Genomic DNA, 19,635 nt, shown 5'->3' with positions numbered 1-19,635 from the left:
TTGCTGCTTGGGTACGATCGCGTTCAATAACACTACCAATACAAACAGTCGCCGTTTTCACGCATCGCCAGTTCAGCCAAACCTTGATGCTTTGCTTTCCGGCAGTCGTCAAAAGCCACCATCCCCCAAAATTGACCTTCGACAAAAATAGGAACAGCGTGTAAAGCTTTCAAACCAATTGCTGCTTGCCCACTGCGAAACGGTTCTGGCATCTGCTAGCATCTCTTCCCAGAAAGTTGGATCGCGCTCGCTTAGCTCAGATATTGATATATGAAGTTTGATTGCATTTCGGTAGATTGTACGATAATCATCCCAAGATGGTTTTCAAAGTTAACTCGGCGGTTATAACGTAGCTCAGATATTGATATATGAAGTTCGGTTTCAATCGAGCGAGCGAACAAACATCCTTTTAAACTGTTTTGTCTCGTACTAAACTTGACGAGATTCTGCTCGACCGACTAAATATTAACTTGCTGTTTCAACGTGGGACCCAACAGTGGTTTACCGTGATCCTCTCATATATCGATATCTGATGCCGACTCTCGATATATCATACTTAAATCATCTACTTAATTCAAAACCATGCAAATTCGACTAGCAGTCATCAGCAATGCTGGCGGCACTGGCAAAACCACACTTTCAGTTCACCTCGCCTACGAACTGGGGTTAAGGGGTTTGAAAGTAGCCATTATGGATCTCGACCCCCAAGGCTCCCTGACCCTTTTTTGCGGTCTAAATCCGCCAGAGCCAGAACACACACTATCCGCCATAATGCGAGAAAGCTTCAATGGCTCTTGGCCTCTTACTCCTAGCTGGAGTCCCCACACCAATAATGTAACCGTTTGTCAAGGCGGAATGACGCTGACGCAAACAGCAGACGAGTTAGTTCTGCACAAGCGTGGCGCTTATCTTTTAGGCGATTGCCTGAGCGACTATCCTTTGGAACACGACCTAATTATCTTCGACTGCCCCGCTACCCTCGGCCCCTTGCCCTTGATGGCACTAACTGCTTGCACTCATATAATAGTGCCCGTACAGCTCGAACCAAAATCAATTCAAGGAGCAGCTCACCTGCTGGAGTGGTACTACCACCATTGCAAACAATTACGCCTCAAGCCGCAACCAGAAATCTTAGGGTTTGTACCCAACCAATACGATACTAAACGAGCCGTCCACCGACAACTTTTAGAGTCCTTGCCAGCCCAGCTAGAGCAGATGAATATCCGCGTTTTTCCACCTATTCGGGACAGTGCAGAATTTGTCAATGCCAGCGGTCAAGGGTTGCCATTACACCTTTATCGCCCGCTTCACCCAGCTTTAGGCGACTTCAAAGAAATTGTTAAGCACCTGGCTACTTTAATGGGAAATGGAGTTGCTCCGGCTATTGCCAAAAAAGGAAAAAAAAAGAAATAGTGTTTGATTCACAGTCACAACTTGCGCCGGCGAAAACGAATCCTTCGTTTTTGGCTTATAGCCATGAACTGACTTCTTCCAATCCCCAATTTAAAATCTAAAATCGCTATGGCCACCCGTAAAGCTCCCGACTTGGGAAATTATTTTTCATCCGCCAAGCAGTCAATGCACCTCTCTGAAGCTGAATCCGAGATTCAGGAACTCAAAGCAGAAATTGAAGAACTGCGAAAATCGGGTTCAACGGAATTGGAATCTCAATTGACTGCCCTGCGAGAACAACTAGAATCCGCCAGCGGTATCCTCTCCATTTCACTAGACCAAATTCAGCCTAATCCTGAACAACCCAGACAGACATTTTTGCCGGAAAGTATCGAGTCCATGTCCCGCTCCCTCGCTAGTGACGGACAACTGCAACCCATTATCTTGATTCAACGGGGAGAACTCGTGATATTCGACGGAGAGCGACGCTGGCGCAGCGCTAAAACTATGGGCTGGCAAACTTTGCAAGCTGTCATCATTCCAGAGCCTGCATCTTTGCACCGCAAAGCGCTGTTGACCTCCCTGCACCGTGAAGACCTCAATCCTCTCGACAAGGCGGAGGCTATTGTGCGGGAGTTGTCCAGCAATACGGGTTTGGAAGCTGTAACTATCCCTCGCACTCTCTCTACAGCCGTGCGACGGTTGAACGCGCAAAAGCGCATGAACTCAGTTTCTGAGTTGGTGATGGCGATGCCTGACAAGCAGCAGCAGGGTTTAACCGTTTTAGGTTTAGATGAAAAAGAGCTGGCGGTGTTCGAGAGATTGTTGGATTTGCAGCTCAATCCGGCTTCCATTGATGCCAACATTTTCCCGATGCTGTCTTTAGCTGCTGACCTTAAGACTGCTATTAGGAAATTAGGACTTAAAGGGGTTCATGCAACGGCTCTTTCTAAACTCTCTGCTAAAAATTTGGGATTGTCTGAGGAAGAGGCGCAGTCCATTAGAGTTAACGCAACTACCCAAGTTATCGCCGAGAAATTGTCGGTGGCTCAAACTCGTAAATTGGTGCAGGAAATTATCAGTTCTACTCTCGCTAATTCCCCAGGGGCAGTCCGCCAATTCAAGCAGGTCAAGCTAGCAACTGGGAACTTGAAAAAGCTGTCGCCAGAAATGTTGGAGCAAGCTGAAGTTGACCAACTGGTGGAATTGCAGGACGTTTTGCGCCAAAAGCTAGCGTTCATTGAGGCGGTATTGAAACAAAATGCTCACGGATGATCGGAAACTATCACGTTCGGTTCAGAAGCGTAGTCGGGTGGGCGACCACCCGGCTTAGGTTAACGGAGTATCAAAGAGAAAGTGTAGCGCTGCTTGTAAAAATCTACGCACATAAGGGCAATAGTCAGTAAATATGGGTAGATGAAACGATTCGGTTTATGTTTTGCTTAGAGAATCGATTTGAGCTCTTAGCAGTCGATCGACTGCTAAGAGCGATCGCTAAAATATCTCAAATGGGTTCTCTACTGGACTTTTTTCTTTTTGGTGCAAAGATTCGGCTTCTTCACGAAGTTGGGCAAGCGCTTCTTCGGATAAGTTTTCTACCAAAGAATTTAGCTGCTTTTTATTACCATTTTGGGGGCGGCTGGTGGCGAGAGATTGTGTCGGCATCAAGCGAGGATTCGCGCTGTAAACGGAACTTCCCCGCTTTGGGGGCGTTCGGGAGGCTGTATTTCTTTTGGGATATAGGTTTGGGCGATTTGAGCGTTAGACGCCTGCTGTCATGTATTTAAGATTTTCTTAATCTTTGCCTACTACCTCTTGTGAGATAGTGGAATGGAGAAAAAACCCCGCTACTTAAGGGTTTCCAAAACTTGTAGTCATGTAAAAGATTTTCCCAAACCGGGAAAGTCTGACCCCGTATTAGTTTGAACCGGAACGATAGCGAGCAGGCGGGGGAAGTTCCGTGTAAAAAATCTTCAAATGGCTCAAAAAATGTATCAAGCGCTTGGGATTCATCTTCTGAATAAAAAAGGATAATTCGCGCCCAAGACTGGGTAGATGGCTGGTTAAATTGTTTTTCAATCCAGTCTTGAAATTCTGCAAATTCTTGTTCCTGTTCAGTAACAGGAATTCCGAGTTGGCGACAGGCTAAAGTGTAACCATCTAAAAAAGCTTGCAAACTAAAGATAGAACGCTTGCCGAGATAAAGGGCGGTTCTAGTTTTGATTTTATCTAAAAGCAGATCGTAAGGATTCAGGTCATGTGAAAAGCAGTAAAACCTATACGGTGTAACCATTTGATTGAATAATCATCAAATATCCATTCTTATTAAGAAACCATGAAAGCTTTTATTTTCGTACCTATTGAGAATGAAGCTGTTGATTTAGCGAAGGCTTAAATTCTACAAGTCCTTCTGTGACTACGTTTCAGATACCTGAATCCTTACAGCCGATCAAAATTGTTGTCTGCTGTAATTGGGGGTGTAGCTTGAGGATTTTTCCAGGCATATTCTTTGAGGGATGGCAGAGTGGATTAATTGTCGAAAAAATAAACTAAGCTGATTGGGCTATTTGTTGATGCTACGTGAAGGATTTAACTGGTTGATCTCGGTTAGAAAAACCGAAAAGCAACTCAATGATATTTTCAAGTTGGTTAGCCATCAATCTTAAAGCTTGACGAAGAGTATTCGTACCACTCATCCGAGCTCTCTTATACTAAAAGTGGAATAATAGTGAGGAAGGCGTTAAGAGATATGGAATATTGAGCGAATCACAATCCGCCTCCATTAGTTTGACAAGCTCGAAGGCGGTCATGCAATCAAACGAGTATAATAAACTTAACAGATCGCTACTCCCTACCCCACAAAACTTCTAATTAAGCTACCTCCATTAAAAAATAACCTATGACATACACCCCATCCAAACTACTTAGCTTTGAGGAGTTTATCGCCCAATATGGAGATAATACACGATATGAACTCATTGATGGAGAACTCAGAGACATGGAACCTACTGGTCCTCACGAAGCGGTTGCAGGTAGTATTGCTGGTAGAATTTACGTAGAAATTTTTCGTGGTAATTTCAATTGGTTGGTTCCAAAAACTTGTTTAATAAAACCCCTATACGCTGAGGCCACAGCGCTGCGTCCTGATGTAGTTGTTTTAGATAAAGCAGAACTTAGTAGTGAACCCCTTTGGCAAAAAGAACCAGTGATTTGTAAAGATAGTACAATTAAGCTTGTTGCCGAAGTTGTCAGCACTAATTGGCAAGATGATTATGCAAGAAAAGTGGAAGAATACGCTTTTTTGAAGATTGCAGAATATTGGATTGTGGACTTTCGAGGCTTGGGGGGTTTACAATTTATCGGCAATCCCAAGCAACCTACTTTCACGGTCTGCCAGTTGGTTGATGGAGTTTACCAGCAGCAACAATATCGCTTGGGAGAGCCGATTTATTCTTACCTATTTCCCAATTTACAATTGCAACTTGACGACATTATGCCGACTTAAAATTCTCGAATTTATTAAAAATTAAGTGATTAAAATACTAGGTTCTAACTATTGACTAAAACTATGAGTGACAGCACCAGCTCAGAAAGTCTGGCTGAAGTTAGAGATACCCCACACAAACCCATTACAGAACCTCGTCTTTACCATAATAGACCGATCGCCCCTGTCGCGACACCCCCTCCTATGGTATCCAGTCTCCACGCACAACTGAGAACAGACTTGTGGCAGCAATACCCTTCAGGTGTCGGCTACTTCCAACACCGAGCCAAGGGCAACCCCAACAACATCATCGAGCACTACATCGCCAACCCCGGCGACATCACGCTGCTGCCCTTAGACGAGGCCATGCAAATTATTGACAAGTTTGGGCTGACCGCTGCCAAGTTACACCTGATTTTTGCCGCTCATATTATGAGACAAGAAGAGCCGTGGGAAAGCTTATTCACTCTCGAAGGCAGTGACTTAATCAAGGAAATGGGCTGGGACAAACGCACAGACTTGCCCGCGTCTAAAAAACTGAATGAACTAGCTAAAACAGCGTATGCTCTAGGTTGCCTAGCAATCAAAGCCACATGGGTTGAAGGCAAACACAAAAAAGGTGGAATTAGAGCCAGCGTTGACACCTCGCGAATGTGGAATATTCAAATTCAGTTAACAGGTCAGCAGAATCTAGAGGGCAAAATAGAGCAGCCTGATGAAGTCTACATCACAGTCCAACCGGGACTCTGGACTCATGCCTTCTTGAACAAAGCAGGTTACTTCGCCAAACAAGCCTTGTATCAGTTTGGCTATTTAGCTCAGGAGATTCTCAAAATCGATGCCTACCATGATGAACTGGCTTTGCGCTTAGCACTTCATCTGACGATGGAAAGCCGATTTCACACCAGTGGCAGTTACAAAGTGGAAACCCTTCTAAAAGCGCTCCTATCCCAAACGGTAATCGATATAGCCCGGTCTGACCGTAGAAAAGCTTACACGCTGATGAATAGCTGGAATCACACCCTGGAAGTGCTGTTAAAACTCCAGCGAGCGTTTCAAATCGAGTTTGACCAAGAGACCTACCCAGAATGGCTGAGACCCGGTAGCAAGTATCGAAAAAAACGAGGATACTTTGACACGCTATTGGCAGCCAAAATTACCATCCATCCGCCAGCACCTATCCCCCAACTCCTGGCAAGCAAAGCTGAACTCAAACAGGTTCAACCCCGCCTGAAAGAAGCTCCCAAACCTAAACTGACAAGCAATGAGATAAAAGAAGCAAGAACAGCCAAAGGTTGGACTCAAGCACAATTGGCTGGTTGGCTAGGGGTGTCGCAGCGTTATGTATCCATGTTGGAACGTGGGGAGCGAATCCCAGCACCAGAACTGGAATCCCAAATCTGGCATCTGTTAAGCATTCCAGATTGACAGGACTTACGCACAGCCTCAATATACGGTGTGAAAGTAGAGGCAACCCCCCCCGTGGTTGCCCCTATCTGTAGCCGAGTTAGGGATGCCACTCTCTAACTTAGGCATCCACCTATCCATAGGATGCTTGGTCTTAGTCCTAATACTGTAACCTTCGTCCTATTGCGACCTTTAAGATAGTTCTGGACGCATCAAAACCTTTCGCCTTAGTTTTTTGCCCGGTTCAAGGGCTGTAACGAAGTATTCTCGTCCATCAAACTAAGGTGATGACCACCCGTGTGTCCAGGACATAACTCTCACCAAAGCGACGCTAAAAACCAACCTTTCCCGGCTGGTTTTTTTTTCAACAAAGGATGCTCCGACTGTTCTGAAACTTGTTCTAAGAAAAATAGGTATTTAAAATCGCTCTCAAATCCATACCCCATATAAGTTTGACCGTTAGAACAAAACCTCTAGAATGCCGCGACAAAACCTCTAGAATGCCGCGACAAAACCTCTAGAATGCCGCGACAAGTCATTTTTGAAACTCTTACCACGTAAAGTTTTCAGCCTTTAGAACAACTCTGATCAGTCTTATTAGACTGATTCGCCACCAAATCCCGTATCGGCTGGTCTGGCAGGATTGAAAAAATAGTCGCGCACCCTTTCTCATCTTTTAGCGGGGCGGTCAGTCTCAACACTGCTGGACTTAGGACAACTGCATCGCTACAAAAAAGCGATCGCAAAAGTACAAGACCTTAAAACCGCTTCGCTAAAGTTTGCCGAGAGTTCAAGCGACGGCGCTATGAATCGGGTTCCGGCGCAACTACCACACCTGGTTGTTGAAGCCAACCCGAAATCCTGTTGAGTGCAGCGAGCGCTGCATTCGCGCTCAATAGCCCGCGGTCAAATTCACAACAACCGCTCTGGCAAACCTTGCGGCTGTCACAGTCGCATGAAGGGACATTTACGCTCATTTTTACCTCGGAACAAAAAATGGTTGCAGATACAACTACCTGGCACAAACCGCCATTCGCCCGACACGCCGCAGTTTACGAAGCCCTAGCCGACATACTAGAAGGCGCTACCCCCAGCGCCCTCAAACTCGCCCTTTACCTGTACAGAACCTGCATCGGTGGCAAACCAGAGGAAATCGACATCAATTGCATCCCCTTGGGCGAAAAACGAACCACAAGAGTCCGAAACGGCAAGCCCTACAGCCCCAACACCAGGCGGGCAGCCCTCAGACAGCTCGAAAAACTCGGCTTGGTCAAAATTCTCAAAAACTACGGGTGCGGCATTTTCCGCATAGCAGTGCAGCACCTGGGCGACGTTCGCCCCTTCACTCACACCAATTCAAAATTCCAAAAACTGAGCAAGCAGTCAAAAAATCGACTGAACCAGCCAAAAATTGAGCAAACAGGGGGTTCAAACCCTGATGGTGCCGTACTCTTTACAGAGGATAAAAAAGAACAGCAAAGCACTGAAAATGTTGCTGCTGTTTTTTTAAATTTTTTTCAAGAGGAAGAAAATTTAACATCACCAGATAAAAAACCACAGCTTGTAACTGGGATCAAATCTAAAAGCACTGAATTAAATAAAAATTTAGAACAAGAACTAAAAACCCCTAGTGAAAATAAATGTTCCGCCCCAACCGCTGAATGTCTGAGAATTAATTCAGATAACAGTCAGGCAGTCGATGTGGCAATGCCTTGCACTTCAGAACAAATAGGTTTGACCTCTAAACCCCCGCAAAAACTGCTGACAGAACTCAACAGCCTCGACAATCCAACAATCTCTGCCGCCAAATCACCAATACCTACCAATAAAGCTGTTCCGTTAAGTCCTGAAATATCTTCGCCCGTTACTCCCCAAGTTCCTGAAATTGTCGAAGCGGTTGCAATTGCTAACCCCGATGCCACTGAGATTGTCAAAGCCGTTCCAATTACTAATCCTGATGCGACTGAGATTGTCAAAGCCGTTCCAATTGCCAATTCCGAGACCACTGAAATTGTCGAAGCTGTTTCAATTGCCAATTCCGAGACCACTGAAATTATCGAAGCGGTTGCAATTGCCAATCCCAATGCAACTGAAATTGTCGAAGCCGTTACGCGAGCCACAGGAGGCATGAATTCCGAATTAAAAATTTGTGTGCTCCAGCACAACTTAAACGAAATCCAAGCCGCCATAAACTTGCTGCAAATCCGAAGCCAAACAAAGCAAATATCCAACCCTTCCGGGTGGGTCGTTGATTGTTTGCGCGGTCGCTGGTGGGAAAAAACTAACGGTTTTCAAAACTCGCACCCAACAAATGTTGTTTCGTCTCCAGCTTCAACAGGCTCTTCTCCAACTCCAAAAGATTCTTCTTCTGCACAGACAACAAGAATAACTGAGGATTATGTTGACCCTCATTATATGCCATTAGAAACTCATCGAACGTTATGCGAACAGTTCCAGCAACTAGGCAAAGAAGCTTTTGCAGCGCTAGGTATTCAGCAGCAAATTTACTTGCAGTGGATGCATCGATTTCCTCAGCAACTCAAACAAATTTTGAACAAATTGTCTACTACTTAGCTATGAGGCCTAACTGTGAAAACACTGATTATTTAATTCCTGTAGACAGCTTCAATCCTGTAGGCCACTAACAACACAGTTCAAGTAACAACAATTCCAAAGGAGAGTACCAGATATGGGAGTCAGTTTCGTTGACAAAATTATGCCGACTAACATTGATGCAGAGGAAGCAATTTTAGGCGGAATTTTGATCGATCCAATCGCCATTAACCGAGTCGCAAATATTCTGCGTCCCGAAGCGTTAGCAATTACAGTCCACCAACACATTTATCGGGCCGCTTTAGCGTTGCACTCTAAAGACCAGCCCACAGACTTGATGAACGTCACCACTTTTCTCGACGACCACAACCTGCTGGAAGTAGTAGGGGGTCAAACCAAACTGGTAATGCTGGTAGACCGAACTGTTTCAGCCGTCAACATCGACCAATATGCCTTGCTAGTCGTGGACAAGTTTGTCCGGCGCGAACTCATCAAAATTGGTAATGACCTCGTGCAGCTTGGCTACGAAACTTCCACCGAATTGGATGCCATACTAAATGAAGCCGAGCAAAAGATTTTTGTCCTCAATAAGTACAAAGAAGAGCGACAGAAAGCTATTCGGCCTCTTTCGGAATACTGCCACGAACTTTGGCGATATCTAGATGAAATTGAGGAACAGCGCTTGGAGACTGCTAACTACTGTCCTGGAATCAGCACGGGGTTTTACGACCTCGACGACCTCTTGGGAGGGGGATTTTACCGAGGCGAATTGATTGTCATAGGAGGTCGCCCCGGCAGCGGCAAAACAGCTTTGGCTTGCGCGCTTGGGTACAACATTGCTTCCCTCCCCAGGAACGGTCGGGTTTTGATGTTTTCGATGGAAATGCCGGGTCGGGACTTGGCAGCGCGGTTAATGGCACTTGAGAGTGGGGTGTCGGTGAAAGATATCAGGCAAGTTAACCTAGCTGGTAAGTACGAAGTGCTAGCTTCGGCTTTGGGGAAAGTTAGCGATGCTGATTTTTGGATAGACGAAAGTTTGGAACCATCTCCCCTAGAGATTCGTTCGAGAGTTAGGGAGTTTGTTTGCGAGCGCGGCCCGTTGGGTTTGGTAATTGTTGATTACCTGCAATTGATGGTGAATTCAGCGGATGAAAATTTTGTCAATAAAATCAGCGAAATTACGCGGCAGATGAAGATTTTGGCTCGCGAGGTTGACACGCCAGTTGTGCTGCTTTCCCAGCTCAATCGGGGGGTAGAGACTCGCACAAATAAACGTCCGAGTTTATCAGATTTGCGTGGCTCTGGTGGAATTGAACAGGATGCGGATGTTGTGCTTGGAGTTTACAGGGACGATTATTACAATCCTGATTCTCCTGATAGGGGAATCGCTGAAATTATTGGATTGAAAGGACGGAATAGCGGAACGGGAACGGTTAAGTTGCTGTTTGATGCTGAATGCTGTCGGTTTCGGAATATCTATAAACTGCCGTAATATTAAAGGACAGGAAAATATTGAGCTCGGTCGCCTTACTTCAAGATCCCTATCGCCTTGACAAGCTGTTCCGGCTGTACCTCCAAATAGCGCTGGAGACTCGACAAATTTTTGTGTCCCGAAATCTCCATAATCACCCGGAGCGGCACCCCCGCATTGCTCAAATTAGTCAGCGCCGTCCGCCGCATCGAATGTGTTGAAGCCCCCTTAATTCTTACCCGCTTGCAAGCTTCTTTAAAAATCACATCCGCCTGAGCGCGAGTCAAAGGCTTCGTATTGTCTCGCCCCGGAAACAAAAAACCCACATCTGGATTGTAAGCCTTTAAATACTTAGCCAGCATAGGATGGAGCGGCAGCGTTCGCGTTGCTGATTTCCCCTTTGTCGTCGCTTTTCGCAACGTGACTGACCCCCCAACAATGTCGTGAGTTGTTAAAGCTAACGCCTCTGAAATGCGGCAGGCGCAGTAAAAAGTTACAGCAAACAAAAGCCTGTCCCTTGCTGTAATAAAACCCCGGTCAAACAGTCGGTCAATTTCTGCGGGCGTCAAAATCTTAGCGCGCCCATTCCCTTGAACCTTCACGGCGCATCCTTGACGGGTAAATTCCTTCATTATTGGACGAAAGGGACATTACGTCAAGTAGGCTAACTGGCTTCTATTCTTTGATGGCCAACCAAATCCGGCTTAATCGCTTTCTGGGCAATCGGAGGCGCTTGTTGCAACTCACTTCCCGCTTATTGCTATTCAACTGACTCGAATTCTCGGGAAAGTTGATAATCGGCAATGTGGCGATCGCGTCGATGAGGTCTCTGAAGGTAACAGGTTTTTGGGCGTTCATAACACCGCGCCACCAAGAAAATTATTAGTAACTAATCTAATTATACTATTGTTTGATTCTACCTGCAACCTTTTTTGCTGGCTGGTTATATTCTGAAGAACAAGTCCTCAATATTCTCCAATAGTTCTTCTACTTCCGGGTGTGGTTCGATTTGGAGACGTTTGTCGATCATCGCACCTCACTGACGAAAGCAACTACACCTTTACTATACAAGTCTGCTGCAACCGGATTTGATATCAACGCGATTGGGCGGGATTTCAAAAAATTGATAACCTAGCCAGAGTTTAAATTGGGAAATAGTCGGTCAAATATAGATTCCAATTGATTGATTTAAGGAAATATCGCGCTGCAATTTCTTTATCAAGAAATTGGCATAAAAACCTATCAAAACAAATCTGTTGCAGTCGATGCACAGTTAAAAACTCATGTCAATCTCAAAAGGAAAGCGAGATTTGATTTCGGCCCTGCCACTAAAACATTTGAATGATATACCACCTTCAATTGAGTTGCCTGCAAGTTTTGCCAAAATTCATCCCCCGCGCTTTGAGTGTGGCGAGATGGTGCGCTGGGCAGATGTTGGTGAAGAATGTGACTGGGGAATAGTTATTGGCAATTTTTACAACTACGAACCGCGCCGTTGCTGCTGGATGTGGTGCTACGTAATTTGGCTGGCTCCTAATTCCAAGAGTACAGCTTGGTGTCAATTTGACACGGCGTGGGAAGAAGATTTAGAGAGGTATGAGGATGAAAAAGCCGCCTACTTTGACAGATAGAGAACGCAATTTGATTGCAGTTTACAGCCAATGCCAATTGGGAATGACGCCGAAACAGTTTTATGTCAAGTGGGGGGTAAGTTACGAGCAAATTGCCTCCATTTGTTCCCGCTCTGATTCGACAGTACAGGGTTGGTTTAAGCGGGGGAAAAATCGAAGATTTCCTACTGCTGTTGATTTGCGCCATTTGGCAGTAATGGATTTTCTGCTGGAACACTTTGAGGAGATTCCCGACGTACTGGCGAACTTGCTGTGTCCGCATTCCGAAGATAAGAAGGTGCGTTAGAAGAGAATTTGAGCAGTTTAAAGCACAAACCTAATTAATTGTCAAGGTCAGCGTGACCTGTCTTGAAGAATATTCTCTCAACTAGCGTAATGGCAAGCAAGGAAAAAAGAACGCAACCTATTACTGTCGCTGGTGAGGTTAAAATGACTTATTTTGAGAGATTGCATCCGTGGTGCATCATTAAGCTGCTTCCTAATTGTCAGCGTATTGTTGTGGCGCGATTTCGCAGGAGGAGGGATGCAGACGATCATTTTCGGGTTTTGCAGCGGTTTGTCAAAGAATTCACATTTGTGATTGTTTTTGACATCCCACCCAAGCCTACTTTGCCTAAAGAATAACGACGCAGCTCTATGTGAAATCGAATTAATCGATATAGCTGTGTTAGATTAATATATCCGCTTTCGGGCGAATTACCCCAGCTACAGCTCCTACTGATAGCTGGGGTAATTTTTTATCTACTGGGGGCTGTTAACTGGAGTGATAGATGCTCAAAACCGGGTTTGTTAAACTCTACTAACTAGAGCTTGTTATTAGAGTTTTAATTGACGCTCCAGAGCCATCGCATTTTGTATCGATTTCTCTAATTATATGAGTAATAATCCTAAAGTTGATAGCTGTACGCTCCTAGGGCTGGCTGATACCAGTATAGTTGGCGATTGCAACAGAGTCCCCCCTCTAACAACAGCTAAGTCATTTCCGGCAATGCAAGAAGCAAGAACCATTGCTTGAGAAACGCTCTAAGTTAAAAGCTACCCCCTAGCGGGAGAAGTTAAGAGCTCACCACTTCTTATGGTTATGAATGCTAACAACTCTAATATCAACCCCCACAAAACCTTTCCTGAATCAGTAAGCCAGCACTCCCCTCAAATTAAAGAAGTGATTGCAGTAATTTTTCCTTTTCTCGCGGATGTACCTGCTGAAGAACATCCCTTCAAATTAAACGATATCGTAAAAACAGGCAACCAATACGGTATTGTTACTTCTCTCAACAAAACTGAAAAACCTGTGACAATTACTTGGGACGCAAGTTCGGGCGAAAAGGCATTTTCTTGGACTTATAGCCTTGATGAAATTCGCGCCCTTAAAATCTCCATCCTGCCTCAGTTTATCCCTCAAAATACTGCGGGAGAACTTCCAGCTTGCACAACTATCGTACTCGCTAATTCCGAACAGATACAATTTAGTAACGCAACTCGTTTCAAAGTAGAATCGCTCACTGAACAGCACATTCTCATCTCTGTTCTCGACCAATTGTATCACTTTCCCATCAACTTTTTTCCCGGCTACCCGACAATTTGTACCATAGATATCCCGACACCCCAGCACTTAAAAGCCGCCAGCTATTTATCTGTTACCGATCTCAGAATCAGAGCTAAAACGCATTTAGCTCTCGAAGTACCCGACAACTTTTTAGAATTCGCTATGCCAATCTACAAACAGCAGTTAAAAGAAAAACTGGCTCAACAATTGAGCGAAGAAAATTACCAACTTCTCGACTTTGACATAGCTTGGGAAGAAGCCTGGAAGCAGCAGTTAGAAAACTTAACAAAGAAACAAGGATTCTACGGATTTAGAGAGGGAGATGGCATTTTACAGCACCGAGAAGGAGTTCAACAAATGGGGACAGTCCAACGCTTGAACGTTGAAGAGCCACGTCCATTTCAAATTCAGTGGAACAGCGGAGAACTCCAAAGTTACAGCTTGACAGAACTCAAAGGTTTGGGTATTGCCCGCATCGAACCTATTGTTAAATTATCGCCCAATGTGGCTTATCAAATTAGCGAAGACGGCTCCTACTTTACAGCTTGGATTGGGTTCCGTACTAAAGCACTAGCTAAAGCGTGGCTAATACCTGTTAAAAAGCTAGTCGGACACCTGAGCAACTTAATTGATTGCCAAATTTCTGAACTCCAACATACAGGTTATAAATACGAGTACGCTGTAGAATGTCCCCGACATAAAACATTAAACAAGCGTTTAGAAGCTCTCGCCAAAGTTGCTGAACTTGATTTAGAAAGGACGCCATTTACGAGATGAGTGGGAAGTAGCAAGCACTTCGTAGGGTGTGGACGGTACTTTTTTGCCTGGACAAAACAAAGAAAAATTTCCTATTTGTCTTAAAATTTTTATTAACACGACTTACAATTGTAAGGGCAAGATAAGGGTTTGGGATTTGGAGTTTACTTGCAGAGTCCTGGACGCATAAATACCAAAGAAACTGGGTTTTTCACTCCAGTTAAAGACTAAAATGCAGTATTTTCATAAAAAAAAACTGGTTTTCGCGTAACGTAAGTCCTATTGCAGAACGCAGTGAAAGGCAACACTTGTGAATGACAAAAAATCATTCTCGCTGCGTAAATTATGAGCGATTAAAACGGATTATCGGACTACTTAATAAGCGTCCATTCCCCCTCTCCCCTCAAGGGTAGGTTTTTTACAATTCAGAAATTGAGGGCAAGCAAGAGGCAAGTTTTAAAGGCATAACAAGGCGAAATCCGGGCTTTATCGCTTATCCCTCTCTCCCTCTCTCCCTCTCTCCCTCTCTCCCTCTCTCTCCCTCTCTCCCTCTCTTCCTTGCCAGGAATCTAAAAAACCTACTCTTGAAAGACTTCTCCGTCAAGCTAACGCTTAATCAGAGGTTGATAAAATTAGTAATGGACGCTAACTAATGATTCAAACCTTACTCGAACAACCCCAGAAACTTACACAATTTCCCTTCACGCTCAAACCGCAACAGCAGCAAGCCATCGACAAATTGAGAACCTTTCTAACCACTACCGAGTCATTCTTCTTGCTGTGCGGCTACGCAGGAACTGGAAAATCCACAATAGTCTTCCAAATTATCCAAGAACTCTTGAGTCAAAGCAAACGCATTGCCCTCACAGCACCTACTAACAAAGCAGTCGGCATCCTCAGAAAAATGGCAGCGTCTCAAGGCATTTTCGGAGTAGATTTTCTGACGATACACCAACTTTTAGGATTGGGCATGGTCAGAAAAGAACAAGAAAAAGCCTTGTCACAGACAAGTTCCAGCAGCCTTCACCTCTACGATATCATCTTCCTCGACGAATGTTCGATGGTTGGAAGCGAATTGTGGAAATGGATAGAACGCAATTTTGAACGCACATTCTTCAATCACCGCAAGCTAATTTTAATGGGCGACCCTGCTCAGCTCAATCCTGTAGGAGAAAAAAAGTCGCCTGCTTTCAGCATTACCAATAAAGCTGTACTGACCCAAGTTGTCCGGCAAGCAGGGGAAAGCCCTGTGCTCGATTTCATAACAGAATGCCGCTCTTTTGTTAATAAAAAAACCGACATATTTTTGCCGCATTCCAAATACAAAAAAGGAGACAAGTCAAACGGTGCATTCAAAGTTAAATCAGAAACGCTGCTACAATATGCTGTCACAACGATCGAGCTAGAATTTGGTCAAAATCCCGATTGCTTCAGAATTCTGTGCTGGACTAACAAACGAGTCAACTACTACAATCAGCTTATCAGGGAACAAGTCTACGGTCAAGCTGCATCCAGATTTGTACCGGGAGAAAGGCTAATTACCAAAAAACCCGTCATGGCACCTGACGGCAAAACCGTAATTTTGCCGACTTCAACGGAATTTACCGTCAAGGAAGTTGAGATTAACCAGCACTCCGGCTATCGAGTTTGGCTGCTAAAAATTGTGACTGATGACGGTTTATTTCGGCAAATTTTTGTCCTGCACGAGTCCGAAAATAAGCGCTACCAGGCTGAACTTAAAGAAAAGCTCAAGAGCGCTAAACGCAATGGATTTCTTTGGAGGAAATATTACTGGTTCAAAGATGACTTGTTTGCTGAAATTGACAATTGCTTTGCTCTGACTATTCACAATTCGCAAGGCAGCACTTTTGATGAAGTTGGTATTGACGGAAGCGACCTTTTCAGCAGATTGTTAATCGGTCAAGATTTGAGCAGGCAACAGAAACTTAAAGAGTACCATCGACTTTATTATGTCGGTGCAAGCCGCTGCCGATATCGGATATTATTTGTTGCCCCCAATGACTCGTACTCAAACAATAAAATTCTCAAGTACAATGTAAACTTCTCAACCAAGAGGTAAAGTCTTCAACCAAGAGGCACATACGTTTGTAGAAAACAGTCAGTAACACTCAACTTTCAAAAAGCTTCTCCATCGGGACTTACGCTGCATGAATCAATCTTTACACTATCTGTAGTAGTACGTGTGCCATCAGCACCCTACAAGTACAGGACTTATGTAACTGGCACAATTAGTAAGGTGCGCTACTATCCCAAACCCTCGATAATCGCCTTATAACGAAAGTCTGACGCATCCTACAAATCGATCGGAGTCTGCCAGTTGCGTAAGTCCTAATATCAAATAAAACATGGGCTGCTGTTTAAAGACTCAATAAAATTTTACTCAAAACAGAAAACTGTCTATCGACCGCTACTAATTTTTATCTGTTAACAGATTTAAGTTTCCCTAATGCAATGTTTTCTATAACTGTAAACGCAGAGCGACCATTTTTTGCCTAAATCTATCCCTCGTTACGAGCGGAAAAATTTACCCACGGCTGATGAGGTTTATCTCTGAGAAACTCACCTTGCCAAGCATACTGAGGCTGTTCTTCTAAAAATTGTTTAGCCTTGAATGTTGAGCCGTCCGGATGTCCGTAGCGACCCAAGAAACTCATTTGTTTAGCCATCGTACTATCCGTTACTTTACCATCATTAGCTCCATAAGGATAGTAAGGCCCGAATTCTAGAGGATTAAAGGCAGCAGGATCGCGATCGAACCTAGCACAGATGGTGCGGTTTGATGAATTGTGTTGTTTGAGGTAAACATCGTAATCATCGGAAATCATTGCCATTGCAGATTCAATGTTAATTTTCCCGCAATACTCAGCCAGGAGTTGCTCCCAACGCACCCGACGCCCACCACTTTGGAGTAGGTTGGAATACCCTACGTTATCGCATTCTTGATTGCGAATTCTCGGATCTTCAACGACATTACATCCCCAGAAATATCCTTCTTGCTTGCGGGTTATACCGACATATTTTAATCCCAATTCCAGCCGCGCAATCTCTCCTGTGCGGATATCTCCAATTAACCAGCTATTGGCATAGCCCCCATTATTATTAACCTGCATTATTTCCATCCATTCATCAAGACTTTGGGCATATTGCATGGCTTTTCTGACTCGATAAAATTCAGGAGCTTTCTTTTCATCATATCCAGAAAATCCAGCAATGCTGGTTTCGGCACCAATAATTCCAATACCTGTTAAAAAGAAGTCAGTACCGCTGTGCAAAAAACCGGGCGCACTCTGCATTAAAATGCTATTTCCCCGATCTGGATGAATATCCATGACGATATTGGCGGAGTTACTGTTGATGTATGTATCCCAAGTATTGTGAGCTAGAACAATTCCACCGTCTGCGGTTGTTTTGTCACCCGTAGCGATGAAGGAATTGCAGTGATGACCTCGCAGGAATTCTCCGGGTTGTGTATTTTTATGTTGGGGCCACCAATTACCCAACAGTTCTATATTAGCGTTCCAAGCTAAAATCTCTGGATAGGAAATTTCTACACCCGCCTTCAAAGCTCCAGCTACAATTCCCTCAAGCTCAGTTTTAAATTCCCCATCTAACTCGTCCTTGTTTAACCAATGATCGTATAGATCCATTGCTGCTTTCCCCAAGGACTCAAATGTATCTCCTGTATCCCAGTTACTGGTAAATTTAATCGTTTTTAAGGCTTCGTCTAGCTCTTTGGCAAGTAAATAGCCGTGCTGAAACCCTCGTTCAAATGGAGCACCTTCAATATGTAAAAATATCCAACCTGCTCTTTCAAAGCGATAGGCTTTTGATAAGTAGTTTTGTTCGGTTTGATTGAGATGAGCACGAGTGAAAGTCATTGTTTTTCCTTTTAATAATAGATAAGTTAGGGGCAAAACGGGACGAGAATATGTTGAGACCAAAACCATTGCAGCAATTGCCAACAACTCGGCAAAGTTTGCTGTTTTGACCATTTCTGCATCAATTCCAAGACAGTTTGTCCGGCAACCAATTCTTCGAGGAAGCTGGCGATCACAACGTTTCCTAAATAAGCTACAGGTCGATCTAATCCCGGATGGTGCAAGGCTTTAACTTTTTCAATTAAATTCCCTTGGATGACAGGTGCAAGCATCAGTTTTGCCGCGGGCGACAACTGGATGCGAGTGTTGAGGTTAAAGAGAGAAGTATTCAATTGCCATTCAGTTAGGTTTTGGATCGGGGGCTTATGGGCGCGACTTTGCCAAAAAGAAGTAGCAGGATAAATATCTTGTTCGGCATAAAATTGGGCCGCTGTTTTTTGATTGCGAACGATCGTTTCTCTCTGTCTGTCGCGATAAAAAGCGATCGCGGCATCGGTGCTATCTGGCTGGGTTAAAATTGTGTGTACTGCAATGCTGCCAGTAAAAGCAGACATCATTGCCACTTGTACGCCTTGGGAAGATAACGGATCGATAGAAAGTGCCGCTTCACCAACTCGGATAAAATCTAGCCCTATCGGATTTGTGGTAAAATAAGACGAGGCATCGCAAATCTGCACCGGAGTTTCTAACTTGCCCTGCAAACAGTCTGGGAATAAAGTAGTTTTTGCTAGTATATCTTCATAGAATTTTTGCCGATCGCCTCCTATTTGGGCATACCGCTGCTTATCCAGAAAAACCGCTGCATTGAAAGTACCATTTGGTAAATATGCGCCCCAGAACCATTCATTTGCACCTGCTTCCACGCGACTTTCTGCACCATGAAAACTGGTGTTTTTCCAATAACCGTATAATGCCAATGTCGCCGCAGAATAACGCTGTTTTTTCCCAGATAGGGGGCTGTGTTTTCCCGTCGCATCAACCAGAAACCGTGTTTTGATGGTGTAGTGGCGATCGCCCGAACGAACGGGAACCAACCATTGATATTGTCCTTGCCGTTGGGGACGAGAGACACGTGCCGGTTGCAAAACACCTACCCCGACTTCTTTGGCTGCTTCTAATAATAACTGGTCAAATCGACCGCGATCGACCTGAAACCCAGATTCTCCCGGGTGCGACTGCCAACTATTGTCGGTACTTGACCAACGAACTCGCGCGCGATGGCTTCTCAAAAAACCCGCTGCTTCGATTAGCGATCGCACCCCCAACAATTCAAACACCTGTATAATAGACGGCGGCAAAGACTCCCCGATGTGGGGGCGAGGAAACGTCGCTTGTTCGATCAAACAAACATTGTGACCTAAAAGTGCCAGCCTGCGAGCAATACTAGAACCAGCAGGCCCACCGCCCACCACACAAACTTCGGTTTCAATCGGGAAATTAGCAGTCATTCGATTTGAGATTTGAGAGTTGGGATTTTAGCTTAAAAATTGTCTCAA

At 44.6% G+C, this 19,635-nt stretch carries 18 protein-coding genes; 11 read left to right on the top strand and 7 right to left on the bottom strand.

Features of this window, described 5'->3' with window-relative positions; all coding sequences use genetic code 11:
* Positions 1 to 32: 32 nt before the first annotated feature.
* The gene (locus QUA23_RS22080; protein ID WP_333078137.1) at positions 33 to 212 is read right to left on the bottom strand and encodes a hypothetical protein; all 180 of its coding nucleotides are present in this window, start codon (positions 210 to 212) and stop codon (positions 33 to 35) included.
* Between the two features lie 370 nt (positions 213 to 582).
* Here QUA23_RS22080 and QUA23_RS22075 point away from each other — a divergent pair, with 370 nt between their 5' ends.
* Together QUA23_RS22075 and QUA23_RS22070 are read left to right on the top strand one after the other, a co-directional pair.
* Positions 583 to 1,413, top strand: coding sequence for a ParA family protein (locus tag QUA23_RS22075; RefSeq protein ID WP_333078138.1), 831 nt, complete (start codon positions 583 to 585; stop codon positions 1,411 to 1,413).
* 108 nt (positions 1,414 to 1,521) lie between these two features.
* A complete protein-coding gene (locus QUA23_RS22070) occupies positions 1,522 to 2,667 on the top strand; it encodes a ParB/RepB/Spo0J family partition protein (protein ID WP_333078139.1) in 1,146 nt (381 codons plus the stop codon).
* 219 nt (positions 2,668 to 2,886) lie between these two features.
* Here the strand turns inward: QUA23_RS22070 and QUA23_RS22065 are convergent, their stop codons facing one another.
* Together QUA23_RS22065 and QUA23_RS22060 are read right to left on the bottom strand one after the other, a co-directional pair.
* Entirely contained in the window at positions 2,887 to 3,057 is a 171-nt protein-coding gene (locus QUA23_RS22065; RefSeq protein WP_333078140.1) for a hypothetical protein, read from the bottom strand.
* A gap of 118 nt (positions 3,058 to 3,175) precedes the next feature.
* A complete protein-coding gene (locus QUA23_RS22060; RefSeq protein ID WP_333078141.1) occupies positions 3,176 to 3,568 on the bottom strand; it encodes a hypothetical protein in 393 nt (130 codons plus the stop codon).
* A gap of 723 nt (positions 3,569 to 4,291) precedes the next feature.
* Here QUA23_RS22060 and QUA23_RS22055 point away from each other — a divergent pair.
* The 4 genes from QUA23_RS22055 (at position 4,292) to dnaB (ending at position 10,328) form a co-directional block, all read left to right on the top strand.
* A complete protein-coding gene (locus tag QUA23_RS22055) occupies positions 4,292 to 4,897 on the top strand; it encodes a Uma2 family endonuclease (RefSeq protein ID WP_333078142.1) in 606 nt (201 codons plus the stop codon).
* 63 nt (positions 4,898 to 4,960) lie between these two features.
* Complete coding sequence (locus tag QUA23_RS22050) at positions 4,961 to 6,304, top strand: helix-turn-helix domain-containing protein (protein WP_333078143.1); 1,344 nt, start codon at positions 4,961 to 4,963, stop codon at positions 6,302 to 6,304.
* Positions 6,305 to 7,279: 975 nt separating this feature from the next.
* Positions 7,280 to 8,857 (top strand): hypothetical protein, encoded by a 1,578-nt coding sequence (locus QUA23_RS22045; protein ID WP_333093921.1) that lies wholly within the window; start codon positions 7,280 to 7,282, stop codon positions 8,855 to 8,857.
* Positions 8,858 to 8,972: 115 nt separating this feature from the next.
* A complete protein-coding gene (gene dnaB / locus QUA23_RS22040; protein ID WP_333078145.1) occupies positions 8,973 to 10,328 on the top strand; it encodes a replicative DNA helicase in 1,356 nt (451 codons plus the stop codon).
* 35 nt (positions 10,329 to 10,363) lie between these two features.
* Here the strand turns inward: dnaB and QUA23_RS22035 are convergent, their stop codons facing one another.
* Together QUA23_RS22035 and QUA23_RS22030 are read right to left on the bottom strand one after the other, a co-directional pair.
* On the bottom strand, positions 10,364 to 10,939 hold the full coding sequence (locus tag QUA23_RS22035; protein WP_333078147.1) for a site-specific integrase: 576 nt from the start codon (positions 10,937 to 10,939) through the stop codon (positions 10,364 to 10,366).
* A 43-nt stretch (positions 10,940 to 10,982) separates the two neighbouring features.
* Positions 10,983 to 11,165: a hypothetical protein gene (locus QUA23_RS22030; protein ID WP_333078148.1), complete on the bottom strand. Its 183-nt coding sequence runs from the start codon at positions 11,163 to 11,165 to the stop codon at positions 10,983 to 10,985.
* Between the two features lie 425 nt (positions 11,166 to 11,590).
* Between QUA23_RS22030 and QUA23_RS22025 the strand changes: the two genes are divergently transcribed.
* The 5 genes from QUA23_RS22025 to QUA23_RS22005 all read left to right on the top strand — a co-directional run bounded on the left by QUA23_RS22025 (position 11,591) and on the right by QUA23_RS22005 (position 16,320).
* Entirely contained in the window at positions 11,591 to 11,938 is a 348-nt protein-coding gene (locus tag QUA23_RS22025; RefSeq protein ID WP_333078149.1) for a hypothetical protein, read from the top strand.
* Positions 11,910 to 12,224 (top strand): helix-turn-helix domain-containing protein, encoded by a 315-nt coding sequence (locus QUA23_RS22020; protein WP_333045410.1) that lies wholly within the window; start codon positions 11,910 to 11,912, stop codon positions 12,222 to 12,224. The genes QUA23_RS22025 and QUA23_RS22020 overlap by 29 nt, the downstream gene beginning before the upstream one ends.
* 143 nt (positions 12,225 to 12,367) lie before the next feature.
* Positions 12,368 to 12,562 carry a hypothetical protein gene (locus QUA23_RS22015; RefSeq protein ID WP_041623899.1) on the top strand — a complete coding sequence of 65 codons (195 nt, stop codon included), beginning with the start codon at positions 12,368 to 12,370 and terminating at the stop codon, positions 12,560 to 12,562.
* A 457-nt stretch (positions 12,563 to 13,019) separates the two neighbouring features.
* On the top strand, positions 13,020 to 14,261 hold the full coding sequence (locus QUA23_RS22010) for a hypothetical protein (protein WP_333078150.1): 1,242 nt from the start codon (positions 13,020 to 13,022) through the stop codon (positions 14,259 to 14,261).
* Between the two features lie 631 nt (positions 14,262 to 14,892).
* On the top strand, positions 14,893 to 16,320 hold the full coding sequence (locus QUA23_RS22005) for a DEAD/DEAH box helicase (protein ID WP_333078151.1): 1,428 nt from the start codon (positions 14,893 to 14,895) through the stop codon (positions 16,318 to 16,320).
* A gap of 439 nt (positions 16,321 to 16,759) precedes the next feature.
* Here the strand turns inward: QUA23_RS22005 and QUA23_RS22000 are convergent, their stop codons facing one another.
* Entirely contained in the window at positions 16,760 to 18,139 is a 1,380-nt protein-coding gene (locus QUA23_RS22000; RefSeq protein ID WP_333078153.1) for a C45 family peptidase, read from the bottom strand.
* Positions 18,140 to 18,165: 26 nt separating this feature from the next.
* Positions 18,166 to 19,587 (bottom strand): flavin-dependent monooxygenase QhpG, encoded by a 1,422-nt coding sequence (gene qhpG / locus QUA23_RS21995; RefSeq protein ID WP_333078154.1) that lies wholly within the window; start codon positions 19,585 to 19,587, stop codon positions 18,166 to 18,168.
* Between the last annotated feature and the right edge of the window lie 48 nt (positions 19,588 to 19,635).

Origin of the sequence: Microcoleus sp. Pol1C5 (assembly GCF_036701115.1) — a bacterium.
In the GTDB taxonomy this organism is placed as follows: domain Bacteria; phylum Cyanobacteriota; class Cyanobacteriia; order Cyanobacteriales; family Microcoleaceae; genus Microcoleus.
Note: the sequence above shows the minus strand (reverse complement) of the source record. Positions and strands in the feature narration are given on the sequence as shown.

Excerpts from the sequence above, each read along its gene's own strand:
- dnaB (WP_333078145.1), top strand. The coding sequence starts at position 8,973 with ATGGGAGTCAGTTTCGTTGACAAAATTATGCCGACTAACATTGATGCA.
- QUA23_RS22000 (WP_333078153.1), bottom strand. The coding sequence starts at position 18,139 with ATGACTTTCACTCGTGCTCATCTCAATCAAACCGAACAAAACTACTTA.
- QUA23_RS22075 (WP_333078138.1), top strand. The coding sequence starts at position 583 with ATGCAAATTCGACTAGCAGTCATCAGCAATGCTGGCGGCACTGGCAAA.
- QUA23_RS22030 (WP_333078148.1), bottom strand. The coding sequence starts at position 11,165 with ATGAACGCCCAAAAACCTGTTACCTTCAGAGACCTCATCGACGCGATC.
- QUA23_RS22045 (WP_333093921.1), top strand. The coding sequence starts at position 7,280 with ATGGTTGCAGATACAACTACCTGGCACAAACCGCCATTCGCCCGACAC.
- QUA23_RS22020 (WP_333045410.1), top strand. The coding sequence starts at position 11,910 with ATGAAAAAGCCGCCTACTTTGACAGATAGAGAACGCAATTTGATTGCA.
- QUA23_RS22070 (WP_333078139.1), top strand. The coding sequence starts at position 1,522 with ATGGCCACCCGTAAAGCTCCCGACTTGGGAAATTATTTTTCATCCGCC.
- qhpG (WP_333078154.1), bottom strand. The coding sequence starts at position 19,587 with ATGACTGCTAATTTCCCGATTGAAACCGAAGTTTGTGTGGTGGGCGGT.
- QUA23_RS22015 (WP_041623899.1), top strand. The coding sequence starts at position 12,368 with ATGACTTATTTTGAGAGATTGCATCCGTGGTGCATCATTAAGCTGCTT.
- QUA23_RS22080 (WP_333078137.1), bottom strand. The coding sequence starts at position 212 with ATGCCAGAACCGTTTCGCAGTGGGCAAGCAGCAATTGGTTTGAAAGCT.
- QUA23_RS22050 (WP_333078143.1), top strand. The coding sequence starts at position 4,961 with ATGAGTGACAGCACCAGCTCAGAAAGTCTGGCTGAAGTTAGAGATACC.
- QUA23_RS22005 (WP_333078151.1), top strand. The coding sequence starts at position 14,893 with ATGATTCAAACCTTACTCGAACAACCCCAGAAACTTACACAATTTCCC.
- QUA23_RS22055 (WP_333078142.1), top strand. The coding sequence starts at position 4,292 with ATGACATACACCCCATCCAAACTACTTAGCTTTGAGGAGTTTATCGCC.
- QUA23_RS22025 (WP_333078149.1), top strand. The coding sequence starts at position 11,591 with ATGTCAATCTCAAAAGGAAAGCGAGATTTGATTTCGGCCCTGCCACTA.
- QUA23_RS22010 (WP_333078150.1), top strand. The coding sequence starts at position 13,020 with ATGAATGCTAACAACTCTAATATCAACCCCCACAAAACCTTTCCTGAA.
- QUA23_RS22035 (WP_333078147.1), bottom strand. The coding sequence starts at position 10,939 with ATGAAGGAATTTACCCGTCAAGGATGCGCCGTGAAGGTTCAAGGGAAT.
- QUA23_RS22065 (WP_333078140.1), bottom strand. The coding sequence starts at position 3,057 with ATGCCGACACAATCTCTCGCCACCAGCCGCCCCCAAAATGGTAATAAA.